Here is a 21,876-nt window from a genome sequence, read left to right as displayed (position 1 = left end):
AACGAGCACTTTGCGGGTACAGACGTTGGATACACTCATACAACAACTGATCAACGGTGTGATGCTGGGAAGCATCTACGCGCTGATCGCGCTGGGCTATACCATGGTGTATGGCATTTTGCGCATTATTAACTTTGCCCACGGCGATATTCTGATGGTCGGCGCGCTCACCACGCTCTCCGCCATTAACGCCCTGAATAGCACCTTCCCGCATATGCCGCTGCTGTTGCAGCTCGGCGTTGCCCTGATGATTGCCATGGCCGTTTGCGCCCTGCTGGCCATGGCCGTGGAGCGCTTTGCCTACCGTCGACTGCGCAACGCTCCGCGCCTGGCGCCGCTGATCTCGGGTATCGGCGTCTCCGTCCTGCTGCAAACCGTGGCGATGATTATCTGGACGCGCAACCCGCTGATGTTTCCGCAGATCCTGCCCATGGATCCGATTACCGTGATGTCAGGAAGTGAAATGCACCCTCCCGCCATCGTGACCGTTACCGGTATTGTCACCGTGGCGCTGGCGCTGGCGGTGATGATCGGGCTCTGGCTGCTGGTGGAATACACCCGCCTGGGGCGCGGCATGCGCGCCGTGGCGGAAAACCCGCGCGTGGCCACGCTGATGGGGGTTAACCCAAACGCCATTATCACCCTGACGTTTGCGATTGGCGGGGCGTTTGCCGCGCTGGCAGGCGTGATGATGGCGAGCAACTACGGTAACGCCAGCTTCTCGATGGGCTTTTTGCCCGGGATAAAAGCCTTTACCGCCGCCGTGCTGGGGGGCATTGGCAACATTCGGGGCGCCATGATTGGCGGCATCCTGCTCGGCATTATCGAAGCGCTGGGCGCAGGCTACCTGGGTGAACTGACCCACGGTGTGTTTGGCAGCAACTATCAGGATGTCTTTGCCTTTATGGTGCTGATCCTGGTGCTGGTCTTCCGTCCGGCTGGCCTGCTGGGCGAGCGCATAGCGCACAGGGCGTAAGGAATACCATGACAACACTTCAAATTCAGGCCCCGGCGACGACGCGCAAATTCTGGTCAGGCATGAGCCTGTTCTGCCTCGCGCTGCTGATTGCACCCGTGGTGGCCACGCAGCTCGGCGGCAACTACTGGGTGCGCGTTATCGACTTCGCCCTGCTCTACATCATGCTGGCGCTCGGGCTTAACATTGTGGTCGGCTATACCGGCCTGCTGGACATGGGCTTTATCGCCTTTTACGCCGTCGGCGCCTACCTCGCGGCACTGATGGCCTCCCCACACCTGCTGGAGGTGTTTCCGATCCTCGGCGTCTGGTTCCCGGATGGGCTGCACACCTCGTATCTGCTCATTATTCCGCTGGCCGCCCTCGTGGCGGCAGTCTGCGGGATTTTACTCGGTGCGCCCACGCTGAAGCTGCGCGGGGACTACCTGGCGATAGTGACCCTCGGCTTTGGCGAAATTATCCGCATCCTGATGCGCAACCTCGACCGTCCGGTAAACATCACCAACGGCGCAAAGGGCATTACCGGGGTGGATACGCTGAACCTGTTCGGCCTGAAGTTTAGCGGCGTCTACCACTGGTTTGGTTTCAAAGTGCCCGCCCTGTGGCTGTGGTACTACCTGCTGATGCTGGTGATTGTAGTGATTATTTTTGTCTGCCTGCGCCTGCAGCATTCCCGTATTGGCCGCGCCTGGCACGCCATCCGCGAGGATGAAGACGTGGCCCGCGCGATGGGCATCAACGTGCGTAACTATAAGCTGCTCGCCTTTGCGATGGGCGCCTCCTTTGGCGGCATAGCAGGTGCGCTTTTCGGCGCGTTTCAGGGCTTTGTCTCCCCGGAATCCTTCACGCTGCAGGAGTCCATTGCCGTACTGGCGATGGTGGTGCTGGGCGGTATGGGGCACATACCGGGCGTGATCCTGGGCGCGGTACTGCTTACTGCCCTGCCGGAACTGCTGCGCAGCCAGGCAGCGCCGGTTCAGCAGGCACTGTTCGGTACGGTACTGATTGACCCGGAAGTGCTGCGCCAGCTGTTTTACGGTCTGGCACTGGTGCTGGTCATGCTGGTGCGCCCGTCAGGCCTCTGGCCGGTACGCCACAAGGAGGTGAAGGCATGAGCCTGTTAACCGTACGCAACATGTCAAAACGCTTCGGCGGGCTGACTGCCGTAGATGACGTTTCGATTACCGTTAACAGGGGGGAAATCTACGGGCTGATTGGCCCCAACGGCGCAGGAAAAACCACCTGCTTTAACCTGATCACCGGGCTTTATCCGGCGGACAGCGGTGAGTTTTCGATTGCCGATAAGCCCTACTTCCCAAAGCACATAGAGAAAGTCACCGCCGCCGGGATTGCCCGCACCTTCCAGAACGTGCGCCTCTTCAACGAGATGTCGGTGCTGGAAAACGTGATGGTGGGCCGCCACGTGCGCACCCGTAACGGCCTGTGGGCCGCGCTGAGCCGCCATAAACGCGCCCGCGACGAAGAGAAGCAGACCCGCGAGCTGGCCTGGCACTGGCTGGACTATACCGACATTGCGCAGTTCGCCCACTATCGCGCCTGCGATCTGGCCTATGGTCATCAGCGTCGCCTTGAAATCGCCCGCGCGCTGGCGACGGATCCGCTGCTGCTGGCGCTGGACGAGCCCGCCGCAGGAATGAACGCGGCGGAAAAAGTGGCGCTCGGCGAGTTGCTCATCCGCATCCGCGACGACGGCAAAACCCTGCTGATGATTGAACATGACGTCAAGCTGGTGATGGGCATCTGCGATCGCCTAACGGTGCTTGATTACGGTAAAACGCTCGCCAGCGGTACGCCGGAAAGCGTGCGGCGCGACCCGGCAGTGATCGCCGCCTGGCTTGGAGGTAACGCCCATGTCTGAATTGCTGAAGGTAGAACGTCTGGACGTGCATTACGGCGGCATTCAGGCCGTACGCGATGTCTCCTTTACCCTGCACGAGGGCGAACAGGCTACGCTGATCGGCGCTAACGGCGCGGGGAAAAGCTCCACCGTGCGCGCCATTACCGGGCTGGAAAGCTTTAGCGGCAGTATTGAATTCAGCGGTAAGCCGGTCCGTAAACAGAGCCCGGAGACCCTGCTTCGCGACGGGCTGGTCATGGTCCCGGAGGGCCGCGGGATCTTCTCCCGCATGACGGTACTGGAAAACCTGCAGATGGGCGCCTGGCTAAGACGTGACACCGTCACTATTAAGCGCGAGATGAACGAGATTTTCGAACGCTTCCCGCGTCTGGGCGAGCGCCAGCACCAGCTTGCCGGGCTGCTGTCCGGCGGCGAGCAACAGCTGCTGGCCCTTAACCGCGCCCTCCTCAGCCGCCCGCGCCTGCTGATCCTCGACGAGCCGTCGATGGGCCTTGCCCCGAAGATGGTCGAGAACATATTTGCCGTTATTGCCGGGCTGCGCGAGCGCGGCGTCGCCCTGCTGCTGATCGAACAAAACGCCCGGCTCGCGCTGGAAGTGACCGACAGCGCGTGGGTGATGGACAGCGGCAGCATTGTTCATCATGGCAAATCGACAGCGCTGCTTAACGACGACCAGATTGCACACATTTATTTGGGCGAAATGCCCGTTTAACCACACCAGCCAACATCAGGTAAATGCAATGAAAACAGTAAAAATCAGTGCGCTCAGCGCCGCTATTCTGCTCGGCGGTCTTGCCTCAACGTCCTCGGGGGCCGCCGACGGCGAAACCGTGGTTATCGGTCTGGCAGGCCCGCTCACCGGCCCGTCAGCACGTATCGGGAAAGATCTGGAGAACGGCGCGCAGCTGGCCATTGACGACATTAACAAGCAGCATCCGACCATCGGCGGCAAAGCGGTCACCTTCAAACTGCAGTCCGAAGACGATCAGTCTGACCCGCGCACTGCCGTAGCCGTCGCGCAGCGTCTGGTGGACAGCGATGTGGCGGGCGTGGTCGGCCACTGGAACACCGGCACCAGCATTCCAGCGGCCCGCGTTTATCACGATGCGGGCATCGCCCAGGTAGCACCGGTCGCGACCGGTCACGCCTATACGCAACAAGGTTTTGATACCAGCTTCCGCGTGATGGGACACGACGATGACGGCGGCCAGCTCGCCGGTCAGTACGCGGTTAACACCCTGAAAGCCAAACGCATTGCGGTAATCGACGACCGTACCGCCTTCGGTCAGGGGCTTGCAGACCAGTTTATTAAATCGCTGGAAGCCCAGGGCGTGAAAATTGTCGACCGTCAGTACGTGGATGACAAAACGGTCGATTTCAGCGCCGTGCTGACCGCCATCCGCAGTAAAAACGCCGATCTGATCTTCTTCGGCGGCGTCGACAGCCAGGCCGCACCGCTGGCTCGCCGCATTAAACAGCTGGGCATGAATGCCACGCTGATGGGCGCAGGCGGATTCGTCAGCCAGACGTTCCTGAAGCTGGCGCAGAAAGAAGGCGAAGGCGTTGTGGCGCTGGAGCCGGGCCTGCCCGTTGACCAGATGCCGGGTGGAAAGGCATTCGAACAGGCCTACCAGGCCCGCTACCACACCCATATCGAGCTGCACGCCCCGTTCGCCTATGACGCCACCCGCGTGCTGGTTGCGGCGATGGAAAAAGCAGACTCCGTTGAGCCATCAGACTATCTGCCCGCCCTGCGCGCCATCAGCTATTCCGGCGTTACCGGACAGATCGCGTTTGATAAAGAGGGCAACCTGAAATCGCCGTCGTTCACGGTCTATAAGGTTGTCGACGGCAAATGGCAGCCGCAGACCGTGCTGGGCGGCGCAAAAGCGAAGTAACGCAGCGAGGCAATGTGATGAGTGATAATAATGAGCTGGGCATTCTCGCCCGCCGCAAAATTGAAGCTGAAATTATTAAGCCAATTTATGAAATCCTGGTGCGCGAGATAGGGAAAGCCCGCGCCCAGGCGGTGATTGGCGAGGCCATTGAGCAGGCCGCGATTGATGCTGGTAAAGGGTTTGCCAGCAAAGAACCCAACGGCGCGAACATCAAGAGCTTTATCGCCCTGCAGTATCTGTGGGAGAAAGATAACGCCCTGGACATCAAGGTGATCGACGCTGACGACCAGCAGTACAACTACAACGTGACCCGCTGTCGCTACGCGGAGATGTACCACGAGATGGGGCTGGGCGAGATCGGTCATCTGCTCTCCTGCGCGCGCGATGAAAAATTCATCGTTGGCTATGCGCCGGACGTAGAGCTAACCCGCACCACGACCATTATGCAGGGCGGTGCGTGCTGTGATTTCCGCTACCGCAGCGGTAAGGACAAGCCATGATCCGCGTCAACGCCGAACGGCTGTGGTCAACGCTTGAGATGATGGCGCAGATCGGCGGCACGCCCGCCGGTGGCGTCACCCGTCTGGCACTGAGCGAGGAAGATCGTATTGCGCGTAACCTGCTGCGCGACTGGGCGCTGGACGCCGGTTTTACCTGCGACGTCGACAGCATGGGCAATATGTTCATCCGCCGCGCGGGGAAAAACCCGCAGCTTGCGCCGGTCCTGACCGGTTCGCACGTGGATACCCAGCCGCTGGGAGGGAACTACGACGGGGTTTACGGCGTGCTGGCCGGGCTGGAGCTGCTGCGCACCCTCAATGACCATCACCTTGAGACGGAGCGTGACATCGTGCTGGTCAACTGGACCAACGAAGAAGGCGCGCGCTTTGCGCCAGCCATGCTCGCTTCAGGGGTCTGGACGGGGCAATTTAGCGAAGCGTACGCCCATGCCCGCGCGGATAGCGACGGTATCAGCGTGGGTGAAGCGCTGGAAAGCATCGGCTACCGGGGTGAAGCCCCTGCCCGTGCGTTTCCGGTTCACGCCTGCTACGAGCTGCACATCGAACAGGGCCCGATTCTGGAAGACGAAGCTCTGGATATCGGGTTAGTCCGCGCGGCAATGGGCCAGCGCTGGTTTACCCTGACGCTGGACGGGTTTGCCGCCCACGCGGGCACCACGCCGATGCACAGCCGACGCGACGCGCTGACCGCGTTCTCGGAGCTGGCGCTGAAGGTGGAGGAGATTGGCTATCGGCACGCGCCGGACGGACGTGCGACCATCGGTATGGCGCAGGTTACGCCAAACTCGCGCAACGTCGTGGCGTCTCGGGTGGTCTGCAGCGTGGAGTTTCGCCATCCGGCGCTGACGGCACTGGAAGCCATGGAGGCGGCGCTGCATAAGGTGGCTGAAAGCCTGAGCCTGCGCGGGGTGGCGGCTGTCGTTGAGCGCATCTTTGACTACGCGCCCATCGCGTTTGATGCCGAATGTCTGGCCCGCACGGAGAAGGCCGTGGCGGAACTGGGCTACTCGGCGAAACCGATGGTCTCGGGGGCGGGACATGACGCCTGCTATGTCAGCAAGATTGCCCCTGCCAGCATGATTTTTATCCCCTGCGTGAAGGGCATCAGCCATAACGAAGCGGAAAGGATCCTGCCAGAGTGGTCGGAGAAAGGGGCGAACGTGCTGTTGCATAGCGTCCTGTCCGCGGCCCAGGAAAAATAAACCGGGTGGCGCGGCTCGGACAACCGCGCCCGTAGGCCCGGTAAGCGCAGCGCCACCGGGCGTGTTTTACGGCTTCGGCACCTTCGCCAGGCTAAACCAGATCCCAACTGCCAGCAACAGCAGCATTCCGCCCGCACTCCCCAGCGCCACGCTGTGGGAGGTAATAAACGCACTTTTCGCCGCCTCAATCACCGGCTCCGCGAGGGACGGCGTCAGCTCCTGCGCCACCTTCATCGCTTCACCAATGGATGACGAGGCTTTATCGACGAGCGAGGCATTCAGCCCCTGCGGCAGATCAATGGACGCCGAGAAGCTGCGGGTCAACAGCAGACCAAAAATAGCGATCCCCAGCCCGGCACCCAGTTCATAGGACATGGTTTCAATCGCCCCTGCGGCAGCGGCTTTCTCCTTCGGCGCGGCAGCCATAATGGCGGAGGTCGAGGCCAGCAGCGCGCTGGCGGCACTGAAGCCGAGCAGCACCATCAGCCCCCACGCCTGCCACTGCTGCGTACTGAAATCAAGCATCGACAGGCCGATAAAGCTGACCGCGCTGAGCCCCATGCCGCCCGCCGCGACGATGCGCAGCCCCAGGCGGCCCACCAGCACACCGGCAATCGGCCCGCTGAATCCGCTTGCCACCATCACCGGGAGCATAAACATACCCGCTTCAAACGGCGTAAAGCCGTGGACAAACTGTAGCTCCTGCGCCATCAGCAGCTCAAACCCGACCAGGGCAATCATGGCGGTCATCGCCATTACCACGCCGCTCAGAATGATGCGATGGCAGAACAGGCGCATATCGATCATCGGCACGCGGGCGCGAAGCTGAATACGCACGAAGATAAACAGCAGCACCGAGCCGGTCACCAGCGCGGAGGCAACCAGCCACGGCGACAGGACGCCTTTGAGCGCGGTTTTGGCACTGTAGACCAGCAGCAAAATCGCCACAATCAGCATGATGGCATGACTGATATTCAGCGGCTGCTCCGGTCGGCCCTGCTGACGGGGCACAAAACGCGCGGCCAGCGACACCACTACCAGCACAATCGGCACGTTGATTAAAAACACCGATCCCCAGTAAAAATGCTCAAGCAGCATCCCACCAATCAGCGGGCCAAAGGCCGCCCCGCCGGAACCCACTGCCGCCCAGACGCCGAGCGCGATGTTGCGATCTTTCGCGTCGGTAAACAGCGTGCGGATCCCCGCAAGCGTAGCCGGAATGATCATTGCCGCACCGATCGCCAGCGAGGCGCGCGCCGCTATCAGCCACCCTGCCGACGGTGCAAACGCGGCCGCCAGGGACGACAGGCCAAACAGCGTGCTGCCGATCATCAGCAAGCGTTTAAAGCCAATGCGGTCACCCAGGGCACCCATCGGCAGCACCATCCCCGCCATCACCAGCGAGTAAATATCAATGATCCACAACAATTCGTTTCCGCTGGCACCCAGCGTCATGCTCAATGTCGGCGCCGCCACGTGCAGCACCGTCGCGTCAATCGCCACCGGGATGTACACCAGCACGATAATCACTAACGCTAACCACTGACGAAACATAAATTTCCTTTTCATTTTAAACATGGACACATGTCCAGAATGCGATCCTACGTAAAGTTGAACGACTGTCCAGCTTTTTGTTACACTCGTTTCGGTCTTATTGAGAGTAGAGAAAAAATGCGCTATTTGAGCAAGGAAGAGCGGCGGGAAGCGATCTTACAGGCCGCGATGCGCGTGGCGCTGGCCGAGGGGCTGGCAGCCATGACGGTACGGCGCATTGCCGCAGAAGCGGGCGTCGCGACCGGGCAGGTCCACCACCACTTTGCCTCCGGCGGCGAGTTAAAATCGCTGGCGTTTGTGCGCGTGATCCGCGAGCTGCTGGATGCCGACGTGGTGGGTGAAAACGCCGGCTGGCGGGAACGGTTGCACAGCATGCTCGGCAGTGACGACGGTGGGCTTGAACCTTACATTCGCCTTTGGCGGGAAGCACAAATTCTCGCCAGCCGTGATCCCGAGATCAAAGCGGCTTATGTCCTGACCATGGAGATGTGGCATCAGGAAACCGTGGCGATTATCCGCGCCGGGGCTGATGCCAACGCGTTCACGCTTACCGATCGGGCGGAAAATATCGCCTGGCGTTTAATAGGGCTGGTTTGTGGCCTGGATGGGATCACCGTATTAAATATGCCTGAAATGGACGATGCGGCATTTAATAAACATCTCGACAAACTTATCACACTGGAATTGTTTTAATACTCCTTCCGGAGTATAAATTACGCAAAACGTTACAATTAGTAACACATTAAGCGAGCCCTTATTTTCATTCTAATCTCGGGGGTTCGCTTTTTTATCTATCCTTTCAGATGTATCCCAAAACATCCCAAATAACCAATAACACTTCTTTAATTATCTTTTTGTTTTTACTTCATTTTTCTCTCAAACATGGTAAGCAAGAGGGCGATATGTCGCAACAAAGTGATAAAAGTAATCCCCATCTGTTGAGTAACTGGAAACCTGAAAACGCGCAATTTTGGGAGAATAAAGGAAAACATATCGCACGAAGAAACCTATGGATTTCTGTAGCTTGCCTGCTATTAGCGTTTTGCGTGTGGATGTTATTTAGCGCCGTTGCGGTCAATCTGAATAAAGTCGGATTTAATTTCACCACCGATCAGCTTTTTATGCTAACGGCATTACCTTCACTCTCTGGCGCGATATTGCGCGTCCCCTACTCGTTTATGGTGCCAATATTTGGCGGACGCTACTGGACGGTATTGAGCACCGTTATCCTGATTATCCCCTGCGTCTGGCTGGGGATAGCCATTCAGGACACCGCGACACCTTACTGGGTCTTTATCGTGATTGCCCTGCTCTGCGGTTTTGCCGGGGCCAACTTTGCCTCCAGCATGGGTAACATCAGCTTCTTCTTCCCGAAGGCCAGACAGGGCAGCGCGCTGGGCATCAACGGCGGGCTGGGAAATCTGGGCGTCAGCGTGATGCAGCTGTTTGCTCCGCTGGTGATTTTCCTGCCAATGTTTACCTTCCTTGGCGTGCACGGCGTACCGCAGGAGGACGGCTCAACGATGTGGCTGGCCAATGCGGCCTGGGTCTGGGCGCCGCTGCTGCTGCTGGCAACCCTTGCGGCGTTTTTTGGCATGAACGATATCGCCAGCTCTAAAGCCTCTATCGCCAGCCAGCTGCCGGTACTGAAGCGCTTTCACCTCTGGCTGCTGAGCCTGCTTTATCTTGCTACCTTCGGCTCGTTTATCGGCTTCTCGGCGGGCTTTGCCATGCTGTCGAAAACCCAGTTCCCGGACGTGAACATCCTGCACCTCGCTTTCTTTGGCCCCCTGATCGGCGCGCTGGCGCGTTCGGCGGGCGGGATGGTCTCTGACAGGCTGGGCGGCGTGCGCGTCACGCTGATTAACTTCGTCTTTATGGCTATCTTCAGCGCCCTGATCTTCCTGACGCTCCCCGGCTCTGGCTCCGGCAGCTTTATCGCCTTCTACCTGGTCTTTATGGGCCTGTTCCTCACCGCCGGGCTGGGCAGCGGTTCGACCTTCCAGATGATCGCGATTATCTTTCGCCAAATCACCCTCGACCGCGTCAAGAAGCAGGGCGGCACGGACGAGCAGGCGCAGCATGAAGCGGTGACGGAGACCGCCGCCGCGCTGGGCTTTATCTCCGCCATCGGTGCCGTTGGCGGGTTCTTTATCCCCAAAGCTTTTGGCACCTCGCTGGCGATGACCGGATCGCCGGTCGGCGCCATGAAGGTGTTCCTCGTGTTTTACATCGTCTGCGTGCTCGTTACCTGGCTGGTGTATGGCCGCAAATCCTCAAAAAAATAAAAACTACATCTTCGCCGGAGCGTGATGCATCGCACTCCGGCCATGCTATCGAAGCAGGAGAAATGTCATGAGCAAACTGCTGGACCGCTTCCGTTACTTCAAAACAAAAGGCGACAGTTTCGCCGATGGGCACGGGCAGGTGTATCACACCAACCGCGACTGGGAGGACAGCTACCGCCAGCGCTGGCAGTTCGACAAGATTGTGCGATCCACCCACGGGGTAAACTGTACCGGCTCCTGTAGCTGGAAGATTTATGTCAAAAACGGCCTGGTGACCTGGGAAACCCAGCAGACCGACTACCCCCGCACCCGCCCTGACCTGCCCAATCACGAGCCGCGCGGCTGCCCGCGAGGCGCAAGCTACTCCTGGTACCTCTACAGCGCCAACCGCCTTAAGTACCCGCTGGTGCGCCGCAGGCTGATTGAACTCTGGCGCGAGGCGCTGGCGCAGCATACCGATCCGGTGCTGGCCTGGGATGCCATCCAGAACGATCCGCAAAAGGCGCAAAGCTACAGGAAGGCGCGGGGTAAAGGCGGGTTTATCCGCTCAAACTGGAAAGAGCTGAACCAGCTGATCGCCGCCGCTAACGTCTGGACCATCAAAAACTACGGCCCGGACCGCGTGGCCGGTTTTTCGCCTATTCCGGCGATGTCGATGGTTTCCTACGCCGCCGGAACGCGCTATCTCTCCCTGCTGGGCGGCACCTGCCTGAGCTTCTACGACTGGTACTGCGACCTGCCGCCGGCGTCGCCGATGACCTGGGGCGAGCAGACCGACGTGCCGGAGTCCGCCGACTGGTACAACTCCAGCTATATCATTGCCTGGGGCTCGAACGTGCCGCAGACGCGTACTCCGGACGCCCACTTCTTTACCGAGGTGCGCTACAAAGGCACCAAGACCGTTGCGATTACGCCGGACTTCTCGGAGGTCGCCAAGCTCAGCGACCAGTGGCTGGCCCCCAAACAGGGCACCGACAGCGCCCTCGCCATGGCGATGGGCCACGTCATCCTCAAAGAGTTCCACCTCGAGAACCCGAGCGATTACTTCCTTAACTACTGCCGCCGCTACACCGACATGCCGATGCTCGTACTGCTGGACGAGCAGGTTGACGGTCGCGTGGTGCCTGGGCGTATGCTGCGCGCCTCGGACCTTGTCGACTGGCTGGGGGAAGCCAATAACCCAGAGTGGAAGACCGTCGCCTTCGATATTGCCGGTAACCTGGTGGTGCCAAACGGCTCGATCGGCTTCCGCTGGGGGGAAAAAGGCAAATGGAACCTGGAGCCTCAGGCTGCGGGCCATGAAACAGAACTCACACTCTCACTGCTGATTACCCACGACAGCGTGGCGGACGTCGCCTTCCCCTACTTTGGCGGCAACGAAAACCCGCATTTTCGCAGCGTGAAGCAGGAGCCGGTGCTGACGCGCCGCGTGCCGAGCAAAACCCTGACGCTCGCCGACGGCAGCCAGAAACGCGTGGTCAGCGTTTACGATCTGGTGCTGGCGAACTACGGTCTCGATCGCGGCCTGGAAGACAGTAACGCCGCAGACAGCTATGACCAGATCAAAGCCTACACGCCCGCCTGGGGCGAGCAGATCACTGGCGTGCCCGCGTACCTGATCGAAAAAATTGCCCGCGAGTTCGCCGACACGGCGCACAAAACGCACGGTCGCTCGATGATCATTCTGGGTGCCGGGGTAAACCACTGGTACCACATGGACATGAACTACCGTGGGATGATCAATATGCTGGTCTTCTGCGGCTGCGTCGGGCAGAGCGGCGGCGGCTGGTCCCACTATGTCGGCCAGGAGAAGCTGCGCCCGCAAACCGGCTGGCTGCCGCTGGCCTTCGCGCTGGACTGGAACCGCCCGCCGCGCCAGATGAACAGCACCTCGTTCTTCTACAACCACGCCAGCCAGTGGCGCTACGAGAAGCTCACCGCGCAGGAGCTGCTCTCCCCGCTGGCGGACGCGTCGAAGTTCACCGGACATCTGATCGACTTTAACGTTCGCGCCGAGCGCATGGGCTGGCTGCCGTCGGCCCCGCAGCTCAACCTCAACCCGCTGCATGTCAAGGCGCGTGCGGACGCGGCGGGCATGACGCCGCAGGAGTACACCGTTCAGGCGTTGAAATCGGGCGATATCCGCTTCGCCTGCGAACAGCCGGACAACGGCAAGAACCACCCGCGCAACCTGTTCGTCTGGCGCTCTAACCTGCTCGGCTCGTCCGGGAAAGGCCACGAGTACATGCTGAAATACCTGCTCGGCACCGAGAGCGGCATTCAGGGGGAAGATTTAGGCTCAACGGACGACGTGAAGCCTGAAGAGGTGGAGTGGCAAACCGCCGCCATCGAGGGCAAACTCGACCTGCTGGTGACGCTTGATTTCCGCATGTCCAGCACTTGCCTGTTCTCCGATATCGTCCTGCCGACCGCCACCTGGTATGAAAAGGACGACATGAATACCTCGGACATGCACCCGTTTATTCATCCGCTTTCCGCCGCCGTTGACCCGGCGTGGGAATCGCGCAGCGACTGGGAGATCTACAAAGGCATCGCCAAAGTCTTCTCCGAGGTGTGCGTTGGCCATCTGGGCACAGAAACCGACGTGGTGCTCCAGCCGCTGCAGCATGACTCTCCGGCGGAGCTGTCGCAGCCGTTTGATATTCAGGACTGGCGCAAAGGGGAATGTGACCTGATCCCCGGTAAAACGGCACCGAACATCGCGGTGGTCGAGCGTAACTACCCGGAAACTTACGAACGCTTCACCGCCCTCGGCCCGCTGATGGACAAGCTCGGCAACGGCGGGAAAGGCATTTCGTGGAACACGCAGAACGAGGTCGATTTCCTCGGCAAGCTCAACTACGTCAAGCTCGACGGCCCGGCGAAAGGCCGCCCGCGCATTGAAACCGCCATTGACGCCTCGGAGGTGATCCTCGCCCTCGCCCCGGAAACTAACGGACAGGTGGCGGTGAAGGCCTGGGAAGCGCTCGGGGAACTGACCGGGCGCGACCACACCCATCTGGCGCTGAACAAGGAAGACGAGAAAATCCGCTTCCGCGACATTCAGGCGCAGCCGCGCAAAATCATCTCCAGCCCGACGTGGTCCGGCCTTGAGAGCGAGCACGTCTCCTATAACGCGGGCTACACCAACGTCCACGAGCTGATCCCATGGCGCACCCTTTCGGGCCGCCAGCAGCTGTATCAGGATCATCCCTGGATGCGCGCCTTCGGGGAGAGCTTGGTGGCCTATCGCCCACCGATTGATACCCGCAGCGTGACCCACATGCGCGAGATCCCGCCGAACGGCTTCCCGGAAAAAGCGCTGAACTTCCTGACGCCGCACCAGAAATGGGGCATCCACTCCACCTACAGCGAAAACCTGCTGATGCAGACCCTGTCGCGCGGGGGGCCCATCGTCTGGATCAGCGAAACCGACGCGCGCGAACTGGGCATAGAGGACAACGACTGGATCGAAGCCTTCAACGCCAACGGCGCCCTCACCGCCCGCGCGGTGGTCAGCCAGCGCGTGCCGCCGGGTATGACCATGATGTACCACGCCCAGGAGCGCATCCTGAACATTCCGGGTTCCGAGGTGACCGGTCGGCGCGGCGGGATCCACAACTCGGTCACCCGCGTCTGCCCGAAACCGACGCACATGATCGGCGGCTATGCCCAGCTGGCGTACAGCTTCAACTATTACGGCACCGTCGGCTCCAACCGCGACGAGTTCATCATGATCCGCAAAATGAAAAACATTAACTGGCTGGACGGCGAAGGTCGGGATCAGGTACAGGAGGCGAAAAAATGAAAATACGCTCACAGGTTGGCATGGTTCTGAATCTCGATAAATGCATCGGCTGCCACACCTGCTCGGTGACCTGCAAGAACGTCTGGACCGGGCGCGAAGGGATGGAATATGCGTGGTTCAACAACGTGGAGACCAAGCCGGGTATTGGCTACCCGAAAAACTGGGAGGATCAGGATGAGTGGCAAGGCGGATGGCTCCGCGGCATTCACGGCAAGCTGACCCCGCGCCTCGGCGGCAAAATGGGCGTTCTGTCGAAGATTTTCGCCAACCCCGTCCTGCCGCAGATTGACGATTATTACGAACCCTTCACCTTTGACTATCAGGATCTGCACCGCGCGCCGGAGGGGGATCATCTCCCAACCGCCCGCCCCCGCTCGCTGATCGACGGCAAGCGGATGGACAAAATCGTCTGGGGGCCAAACTGGGAGGAACTGCTGGGCGGCGAGTTCGAAAAGCGCGCCCGCGACCGCAACTTCCAGAAGATCCAGAAGGAGATGTACGGCCAGTTTGAAAACACCTTCATGATGTATCTGCCGCGCCTGTGCGAGCACTGCCTCAACCCGAGCTGCGTGGCCACCTGCCCGAGCGGCGCGATCTACAAGCGCGAAGAGGACGGCATTGTGCTAATCGACCAGGATAAATGTCGCGGCTGGCGCCTGTGCATCAGCGGCTGCCCGTACAAGAAAATTTACTTCAACTGGAAAAGCGGCAAGTCAGAAAAATGCATCTTCTGCTACCCGCGCATTGAGTCCGGCCAGCCGACTGTCTGCTCGGAAACCTGCGTCGGACGCATCCGTTATCTCGGCGTGCTGCTGTACGACGCGGACCGTATTGAAGAGGCCGCCAGCACCGAGCATGAAACCGATCTGTACGAGCGCCAGTGCGACGTGTTCCTTAACCCGAACGATCCGGCGGTGATTGAGGAAGCGCTGAAGCAAGGCATTCCGCAGAACGTGATTGATGCCGCCCAGCGTTCGCCAGTCTACAAGATGGCGATGGACTGGAAGCTGGCCCTGCCGCTGCATCCTGAATACCGCACCCTGCCGATGGTCTGGTACGTGCCGCCGCTGTCGCCGATTCAGTCCTACGCGGATGCGGGCGGTCTGCCGCAGAGTGACGGCGTCCTGCCTGCCGTGGAAAGCCTGCGCATTCCGGTGCAGTACCTGGCAAACATGCTCAGCGCGGGCGATACCGGCCCGGTGCTGCGTGCACTGAAGCGCATGATGGCGATGCGTCACTATAAACGCTCCCAGACCGTGGAAGGCGTGACCGATACCCGCGCCATTGAGGAAGTGGGCCTGACCGAAGCGCAGGTTGAGGAGATGTACCGCTATCTCGCCATCGCTAACTACGAAGACCGCTTCGTGATCCCGACCAGCCACCGCGAAATGGCGCGCGACGCCTTCCCGGAGAAAAACGGCTGCGGCTTCACCTTTGGCGACGGCTGCCACGGCTCCGACACCAAATTCAACCTCTTCAACAGCAGCCGCATCGACGCGATTAACATCACCGAGGTGCGCGAACACGGGGAGGGAGAATAATGCAGATCCTTAAAATCATCGCGCTGCTGATTGAGTATCCCGATGAGCTGCTGTGGGAAAACCGCGATGAGGCGCTTTCCCTTGTTGAGCAGGACGCGCCCATGCTGCTGCCGTTTGCGCAGCAGCACCTGAGCGCCCCGCTGCTGGATAAGCAGGCCGAATGGTGCGAAGTGTTTGAACGCGGGCGCGCAACGTCCCTGCTGCTGTTCGAGCACGTTCACGCCGAGTCCCGCGATCGCGGTCAGGCGATGGTCGACCTGATGAGCCAGTATGAGAAAGCCGGGCTGGAGCTGGACTGTCGCGAGCTGCCCGACTATCTGCCGCTCTACCTGGAATACCTCAGCCTCGTCACCGACGACGAGGCGCGTGAAGGATTGCAAAATGTCGCGCCGATCCTGGCGCTGATTGGTGGTCGCCTCAAGCAGCGCGGCGAGGCGCATTACCAGCTGTTTGACGCCCTGCTGACGATGGCCGGTACGCGACTTTCCAGCGACAGCGTGGCGAAGCAGGTGTCCGGTGAAAAACGGGATGATACCCGTCAGGCACTGGACGCCGTGTGGGAAGAGGAACAGGTGAAGTTTATCGAAGACAACGCCACATCGTGCGACAGTTCGCCGATGCAGCAATATCAACGACGCTTTAGCCAGGACGTCGCGCCGCAGTACGTGGACGTCAGCGCCGGAGGCCCAAAATGACGCATTACCTGAACGTGTTTTTCTATGATATTTACCCGTATATCTGTGCTACCGTTTTTTTCCTCGGCAGCTGGCTGCGCTACGACTACGGGCAATACACCTGGCGGGCCTCATCGAGCCAGATGCTCAGCAAGCGCGGGATGAACTGGGCCTCTAACCTGTTTCATATCGGGATTCTGGGGATCTTCTTCGGGCACCTGTTCGGCATGTTAACCCCGCACTGGATGTACGCCTGGTTTTTACCCGTCGCGGTTAAACAGCAGCTGGCCATGATTGCGGGAGGCATTTGCGGCGTACTGACGCTGATTGGTGGGTCAATGTTGCTGATCCGCCGCCTCTTCAACCAGCGGGTACGCGCCACGTCCACCACGCCGGATATTATCATCATGAGTATCCTGCTGCTTCAGTGCATCCTGGGGCTGTCGACCATTCCTTTCTCCGCGCAATATCCTGACGGAAGCGAGATGATGAAACTGGTCGGCTGGGCGCAGGGGATCGTAACGTTTAAGGGGGGCTCGTCGGAGATGTTGAGCGGCGTCGCGCCGATCTTCCGCGTCCATCTGGTGCTGGGGATGACGATCTTCCTCATCTTCCCATTCACCCGTCTGGTGCACGTGTGGAGCGCACCGTTTGAGTATTTTACCCGTCGGTATCAGGTGGTGAGATCGCGCCGTTGATTCTGTCGGGTGCGGCTACGCCTTACCCGACCTACGTTCACACTCCCGTAGGCCCGGTAAGGCGTAGCCGCCACCGGGCTATTTCCCTGCCTGCGGATGCGTATCAAACCCCGCCATCACTGCCGTCAGCTCGGCCAGTGTAAAGCCGTGTTTCGGATCATCAACGCCAAGGCCAAACCGCTCCTGCATCAGCTTATACAGCGCCTCCGCATCCGGCAAATGGATCTGCTCCTCCACGTGACCGTTCTGCCAGTGGGTAAAGTTGAAGTTAGTCAGCGTCAGCTTGCCGCCGTCCGGCAGGTGGCGACACATCAGCAGATGATGACGAAAATGGGACTGCGGCCAGTGCGCCGACCAGAAGTTCCCCATCACGTAATCGCTGAAATACTGCGTCGTCAGGTCAAAGTGGTACATCGACTGCCAGTGCTCGTGGTGACGGAACTGCAGCACCCAGTCGTTGCCTTCGCTCAGCAGTCGATACATACCGTGCGGCGTCCCCTGCTCCTCGTTGGCGAGCAGGCGAATCGGCGCCGTCAGCGTCTGTCCACCAAACCCCACGTCGGCAATCCAGCGCTCGCCGTTCAGCTCAACCAGCAGCAGGCGGTGCGTGCGCGGCGGCATCTGCGACGGATTTGCCAGTACGACCCGCCCCAGCACGCTGCGCACGTTAAACCCGACTTCACGCAACACGCGCTCGAAAAGGCCGTTTTGCTCAAAGCAATATCCTCCGCGTCGCGCCGTCACCAGCTTGTCGACCAGACATTGATCGTCAAGATGGATTTCGCGCGGCAGGACGACATCAATATTTTCGAACGGGATCGCACAGTTGTGGTGTAAATGCAGCGCGCGCAGGGTGTCTATATCAACCCGTGTCGGTTGCGCCCACCCAATGCGGGCAAAATAGTCAGTCAGAAAGGGGGACATACATCATTTTCCTTTGATTGTGATGTTCTGTTTATAAACTAATTTTACGCACTCACTTTGATTTACGTGCTTTTTCGTCATACTCATCGTTACAGATGAGGAGATCCTATGAGCCACTTTCGCCCTGTTGAATTACGTCATGCCAGCCGTCTGCTAAATCACGGCCCTACCGTGCTGATCACCAGCCGCGATGAAACCCTGGACAGACGTAACGTTATGGCCGCCGCATGGTCAATGCCCGTTGAGTTTGAACCGCCGCGCATCGCGATTGTGGTGGATAAAAGTACCTGGTCACGTGAGCTGATTGAGCACAGCGGGAAGTTTGGCATCGTCATCCCCGGCGTGGCGGCAGCTAACTGGACATACGCTGTCGGCAGCGTCAGCGGGCGCGACGAGGACAAATTCAACTGCTACGGGATCCCGGTCGTGAACGGCCCTGAGCTCGGGCTGCCGGTGATTGAAGAAAAATGTCTGGCGTGGATGGAGTGCCGGTTATTACCCGCCACATCCGCGGCAGAGAAATACGACACGCTGTTTGGAGAAGTGGTTTCAGCGGCAGCCGATGAGCGCGCGTTTGTCGCCGGGCGCTGGCAGTTTGACGGGGATAAGTTGAATACCCTGCATCATCTCGGCGCGGGGACATTTGTGGCAAGCGGGAGGATGGTGAAGGCGCTGGATTGATTTCCTAAATTATATCCTACTGAATTATAGTGAATTTCTATGGCATTTTATGTTTACTATTGCGTTGTAAAACGGAGGATATTTCCAGAGTTGCTGCATTAGCACTCTCGCGTTAAGGAAATATCAATGACATGGAATAAAGATGGCGCAATCGCGTATGCCAAATCACGCGCCCAACCGAAGAGTACTGGGTATTGTGCTCACTACGTCACCGAAGCGATCAGAACGGGTGGAAGATTAAAAATCCCCAATACGCGTCTGGCAAAAGACATGGGGCGGACATTGGTTAACGCTGGATTCCGCCTTGTATACGATCAACCCCATGCAGGCGACGTCGCAGTTATTCAAAATATTGTTGGTCATGATAGCGGGCACGTTTGCATATACGATGGTCAGCAGTGGATCAGCGATTTTGTTCAACGCACCCTGTACCCAGGGCAGGCTTACCGCAATATACAACCACATTACGAAATATACAACCACATTACGAACTGTTCAGGCATGACTAATGAAAACACTTTGGTTTTTTCTTTTTGCCCTTTCTCCGCTCGCGGCCGCAGAAAACGTTTATGCACCGGGTCAGGCGGCGCTTAAATTCAATCAATGGTATATCGCGCAGTTAGATCAGCACAAACCGCCCGTACTTAACCCAGATATTATGAATTATTACGTTGCCTCGGGGACAATTGCAGCAATAAAAGAGTTGTATTCAGGTGACAGTAACGAAAAAGATATGCCCGATGCGGATATGTTCATCAAATCACAGGATTGGGATGAGGACTGGAATCAGATAACCATCCTGCACTCTGATTTTGACGCCGTTTGCACAAACGTTTATATCGCGTTTGGTAAGAAGCAAGATCACGTTGTTGCAGATTGTCTTATTGAAGAACAAGGGAAATGGAAAGTCCGCTCGGCAACGCTAATTAAATAACATGGGTTATCTCCGTGTCGTAAAAAAAAGCACATGGTAGCCCACCGACTACCATGTGCAATTAATTAACTACTTCGCACGCCGCGCAATAATCTCATCCGCAACATTCCGCGGAGCCTCTGCAAAATGGTGGAATTCCATCGTGTACGTCGCGCGTCCCTGGGACATCGAGCGCAGCGTCGTGGCGTAGCCAAACATCTCGGCCAGCGGCACATCGGCGCGGATAATCTGGCTTCCGTACTGCTCCGCCATTCCCTGCACCATGCCGCGTCGGGAAGAGAGATCGCCCATGATGTTCCCGGCGTACTCTTCCGGCGTTTCCACCTCCACGTGCATGATCGGCTCAAGGATCACCGGATCCGCCCTGCGAGCGCCCTCCTTGAAGCCGAGGATCGCCGCCATGCGGAACGCCATCTCCGAGGAGTCGACGTCGTGATACGAGCCAAACGTCAGCGTCGCCTTAACATCTACGACCGGATAGCCCGCCAGCACGCCGCTGTTCATCGCTTCCCGCAGCCCTTTCTCCACGGACGGGATATACTCACGCGGCACCACGCCGCCCTTGGTGGCATCTTCAAATACAAAACCACTTCCGGGCTCCAGCGGCTCCAGGCTCAGGACCACATGACCGTACTGCCCTTTCCCGCCGGACTGTCGGACAAATTTCCCTTCAATATCCCTCACCGCCTTGCGCAGGGTTTCCCGGTAGGTTACCTGCGGACGACCAATGTTCGCCTCGACGCTAAACTCACGCTTCATGCGGTCGACGATTATCTCCAGGTGTAACTCACCCATCCCGGAGATAATGGTCTGACCGGACTCCTCGTCAGTGTGCAGGCGGAAAGACGGGTCTTCCGCCGCCAGACGCTGCAGCGCAATGCCCATTTTCTCCTGATCGCCTTTGGTTTTCGGCTCAATCGCCAGCGAGATCACCGGATCCGGGAACTCCATGCGCTCAAGCGTAATGACGGCGTTCGGATCGGTGAGCGTGTCACCGGTGGTCACGTCTTTTAACCCGACACAGGCAGCGATATCCCCGGCGCGCAGTTCATCCACCTCATGGCGATCGTTGGCATGCATCAGCACGATGCGCCCGATGCGCTCTTTCTTCTCTTTCACCGGGTTATAGACCGCGTCGCCTTTGCGCAGCACGCCAGAGTAGACCCGGATAAAGGTCAACTGCCCGACGTACGGATCGCTCATCAGCTTGAACGCCAGCGCCGAGAACGGCTCATCATCACTCGGATGACGCTCCGCGTGCTGTCCTTTTTCATCCACGCCATCAATGGCCGGCACGTCCAGCGGGGACGGCATCAGCTCAATCACCGCATCCAGCATGCGCTGCACACCTTTGTTTTTAAAGGCGCTGCCGCACAGCATCGGCTGGATTTCGCCCGAGATAGTGCGAATGCGCAGCCCCTGGACAATTTCCGCCTCCGTCAGGTCGCCCGTTTCCAGGTACTTGTCCATCAGCTCATCGCTGGCTTCCGCCGCCGCGGAGACCATTTTTTCCCGCCACTCCTGGGCGGTACTGACTAAATCGTCCGGCACGGGGGCATAGGTAAACACCATACCCTGCGTCGCATCGTCCCACAGAATGGTGCGCATCTTGATAAGATCGACCACGCCGGTGAAATGATCTTCGGCACCCACCGGGATGACAATCGGCACCGGATTGGCCTTCAGGCGCTCCTGCATCATCCGCACGACGCGGAAGAAATCGGCACCCGGACGGTCCATTTTGTTGACGAAGGCCAGACGCGGTACGTGATATTTATTGGCCTGACGCCAGACGGTTTCCGACTGCGGCTGCACGCCACCCACGGAGTCATACACCATCACCGCGCCGTCGAGCACGCGCATGGAACGCTCCACCTCAATGGTGAAGTCCACGTGCCCCGGGGTGTCGATGATGTTGATCCGGTGCGGCTCAAAGCCTCTGTCCATGCCTGGCCAGAAGCAGCTGACCGCCGCGGACGTAATGGTGATCCCGCGCTCTTGCTCCTGCGCCATCCAGTCGGTGGTTGCCGCGCCATCGTGTACTTCACCCAGCTTGTGGCTCATCCCGGTATAAAACAGGATGCGCTCAGTGGTGGTGGTTTTACCGGCATCGATATGCGCGGAGATACCGATGTTGCGATAACGTTCGAGAGGAATGGGTCGGGGCATGATATTTCCTTAGTCACTATGACGTGTTTGTGACGACCGGGATGGTCGTGCATTGGTTCGTTTGCTATAATAGTTCTATTGTACGAGTATTATCGAACTATTTTTTAAGGATTGACCTATTGTTGATAT

The 21,876-nt window shown here is 58.9% G+C and carries 18 protein-coding genes; 15 read left to right on the top strand and 3 right to left on the bottom strand.

Annotated elements, in window-relative coordinates; translation table 11 throughout:
• The first annotated feature begins 25 nt into the window (after positions 1-25).
• The 7 genes from IM273_RS14730 to IM273_RS14700 are packed head-to-tail and all read left to right on the top strand — an operon-like array spanning position 26 to position 6,476.
• Entirely contained in the window at positions 26-976 is a 951-nt protein-coding gene (locus IM273_RS14730; RefSeq protein WP_193051565.1) for a branched-chain amino acid ABC transporter permease, read from the top strand.
• An 8-nt stretch (positions 977-984) separates the two neighbouring features.
• Positions 985-2,091 (top strand): branched-chain amino acid ABC transporter permease, encoded by a 1,107-nt coding sequence (locus IM273_RS14725; protein WP_193051564.1) that lies wholly within the window; start codon positions 985-987, stop codon positions 2,089-2,091.
• Positions 2,088-2,855, top strand: coding sequence for an ABC transporter ATP-binding protein (locus IM273_RS14720; protein WP_193051563.1), 768 nt, complete (start codon positions 2,088-2,090; stop codon positions 2,853-2,855). The genes IM273_RS14725 and IM273_RS14720 overlap by 4 nt, the downstream gene beginning before the upstream one ends.
• Positions 2,848-3,567, top strand: a complete 720-nt coding sequence (locus IM273_RS14715) for an ABC transporter ATP-binding protein (RefSeq protein WP_045260598.1) — start codon at positions 2,848-2,850, stop codon at positions 3,565-3,567. The genes IM273_RS14720 and IM273_RS14715 overlap by 8 nt, the downstream gene beginning before the upstream one ends.
• Positions 3,568-3,595: 28 nt before the next feature.
• On the top strand, positions 3,596-4,753 hold the full coding sequence (locus IM273_RS14710) for a branched-chain amino acid ABC transporter substrate-binding protein (RefSeq protein WP_045260599.1): 1,158 nt from the start codon (positions 3,596-3,598) through the stop codon (positions 4,751-4,753).
• Between the two features lie 17 nt (positions 4,754-4,770).
• Entirely contained in the window at positions 4,771-5,253 is a 483-nt protein-coding gene (locus tag IM273_RS14705; protein WP_193051562.1) for an L-2-amino-thiazoline-4-carboxylic acid hydrolase, read from the top strand.
• Positions 5,250-6,476 carry a Zn-dependent hydrolase gene (locus IM273_RS14700; RefSeq protein ID WP_193051561.1) on the top strand — a complete coding sequence of 409 codons (1,227 nt, stop codon included), beginning with the start codon at positions 5,250-5,252 and terminating at the stop codon, positions 6,474-6,476. Before IM273_RS14705 ends, IM273_RS14700 begins: the two co-directional genes overlap by 4 nt.
• Before the next feature lie 66 nt (positions 6,477-6,542).
• Here the strand turns inward: IM273_RS14700 and IM273_RS14695 are convergent, their stop codons facing one another.
• Positions 6,543-8,030, bottom strand: coding sequence for an MFS transporter (locus IM273_RS14695; protein WP_126325941.1), 1,488 nt, complete (start codon positions 8,028-8,030; stop codon positions 6,543-6,545).
• A 117-nt stretch (positions 8,031-8,147) separates the two neighbouring features.
• Here IM273_RS14695 and IM273_RS14690 point away from each other — a divergent pair, with 117 nt between their 5' ends.
• The 6 genes from IM273_RS14690 to narI all read left to right on the top strand — a co-directional run bounded on the left by IM273_RS14690 (position 8,148) and on the right by narI (position 17,039).
• Complete coding sequence (locus tag IM273_RS14690) at positions 8,148-8,723, top strand: TetR family transcriptional regulator (protein WP_028013266.1); 576 nt, start codon at positions 8,148-8,150, stop codon at positions 8,721-8,723.
• A 209-nt stretch (positions 8,724-8,932) separates the two neighbouring features.
• On the top strand, positions 8,933-10,318 hold the full coding sequence (locus IM273_RS14685) for a NarK family nitrate/nitrite MFS transporter (RefSeq protein ID WP_048958773.1): 1,386 nt from the start codon (positions 8,933-8,935) through the stop codon (positions 10,316-10,318).
• A 67-nt stretch (positions 10,319-10,385) separates the two neighbouring features.
• Positions 10,386-14,126: a nitrate reductase subunit alpha gene (locus IM273_RS14680; RefSeq protein ID WP_193051559.1), complete on the top strand. Its 3,741-nt coding sequence runs from the start codon at positions 10,386-10,388 to the stop codon at positions 14,124-14,126.
• Positions 14,123-15,667, top strand: coding sequence for a nitrate reductase subunit beta (gene narH / locus IM273_RS14675; protein ID WP_193051558.1), 1,545 nt, complete (start codon positions 14,123-14,125; stop codon positions 15,665-15,667). Before IM273_RS14680 ends, narH begins: the two co-directional genes overlap by 4 nt.
• Complete coding sequence (narW, locus tag IM273_RS14670) at positions 15,667-16,362, top strand: nitrate reductase molybdenum cofactor assembly chaperone (protein WP_059357611.1); 696 nt, start codon at positions 15,667-15,669, stop codon at positions 16,360-16,362. The genes narH and narW overlap by 1 nt, the downstream gene beginning before the upstream one ends.
• The gene (narI, locus tag IM273_RS14665) at positions 16,359-17,039 is read left to right on the top strand and encodes a respiratory nitrate reductase subunit gamma (RefSeq protein ID WP_022648214.1); all 681 of its coding nucleotides are present in this window, start codon (positions 16,359-16,361) and stop codon (positions 17,037-17,039) included. Before narW ends, narI begins: the two co-directional genes overlap by 4 nt.
• A gap of 78 nt (positions 17,040-17,117) precedes the next feature.
• On the opposite strand, the gene nhoA is transcribed toward narI, so the two are convergent.
• Entirely contained in the window at positions 17,118-17,963 is an 846-nt protein-coding gene (nhoA, locus tag IM273_RS14660) for an N-hydroxyarylamine O-acetyltransferase (RefSeq protein WP_059357612.1), read from the bottom strand.
• A 108-nt stretch (positions 17,964-18,071) separates the two neighbouring features.
• On the opposite strand from nhoA, the gene IM273_RS14655 reads away from it, so the two are divergent.
• Together IM273_RS14655 and IM273_RS14650 are read left to right on the top strand one after the other, a co-directional pair.
• Positions 18,072-18,644: a flavin reductase family protein gene (locus IM273_RS14655; protein WP_193051557.1), complete on the top strand. Its 573-nt coding sequence runs from the start codon at positions 18,072-18,074 to the stop codon at positions 18,642-18,644.
• Between the two features lie 508 nt (positions 18,645-19,152).
• Positions 19,153-19,578 (top strand): DUF3828 domain-containing protein, encoded by a 426-nt coding sequence (locus IM273_RS14650; protein ID WP_193051556.1) that lies wholly within the window; start codon positions 19,153-19,155, stop codon positions 19,576-19,578.
• A 69-nt stretch (positions 19,579-19,647) separates the two neighbouring features.
• On the opposite strand, the gene fusA is transcribed toward IM273_RS14650, so the two are convergent.
• Positions 19,648-21,747 carry an elongation factor G gene (fusA, locus tag IM273_RS14645; RefSeq protein WP_193051555.1) on the bottom strand — a complete coding sequence of 700 codons (2,100 nt, stop codon included), beginning with the start codon at positions 21,745-21,747 and terminating at the stop codon, positions 19,648-19,650.
• Positions 21,748-21,876 lie beyond the last annotated feature (129 nt).

This window comes from Enterobacter cloacae complex sp. P13B, from assembly GCF_014895915.1.
GTDB classification, from domain to species: domain Bacteria; phylum Pseudomonadota; class Gammaproteobacteria; order Enterobacterales; family Enterobacteriaceae; genus Enterobacter; species Enterobacter bugandensis.
Note: the sequence above shows the minus strand (reverse complement) of the source record. Positions and strands in the feature narration are given on the sequence as shown.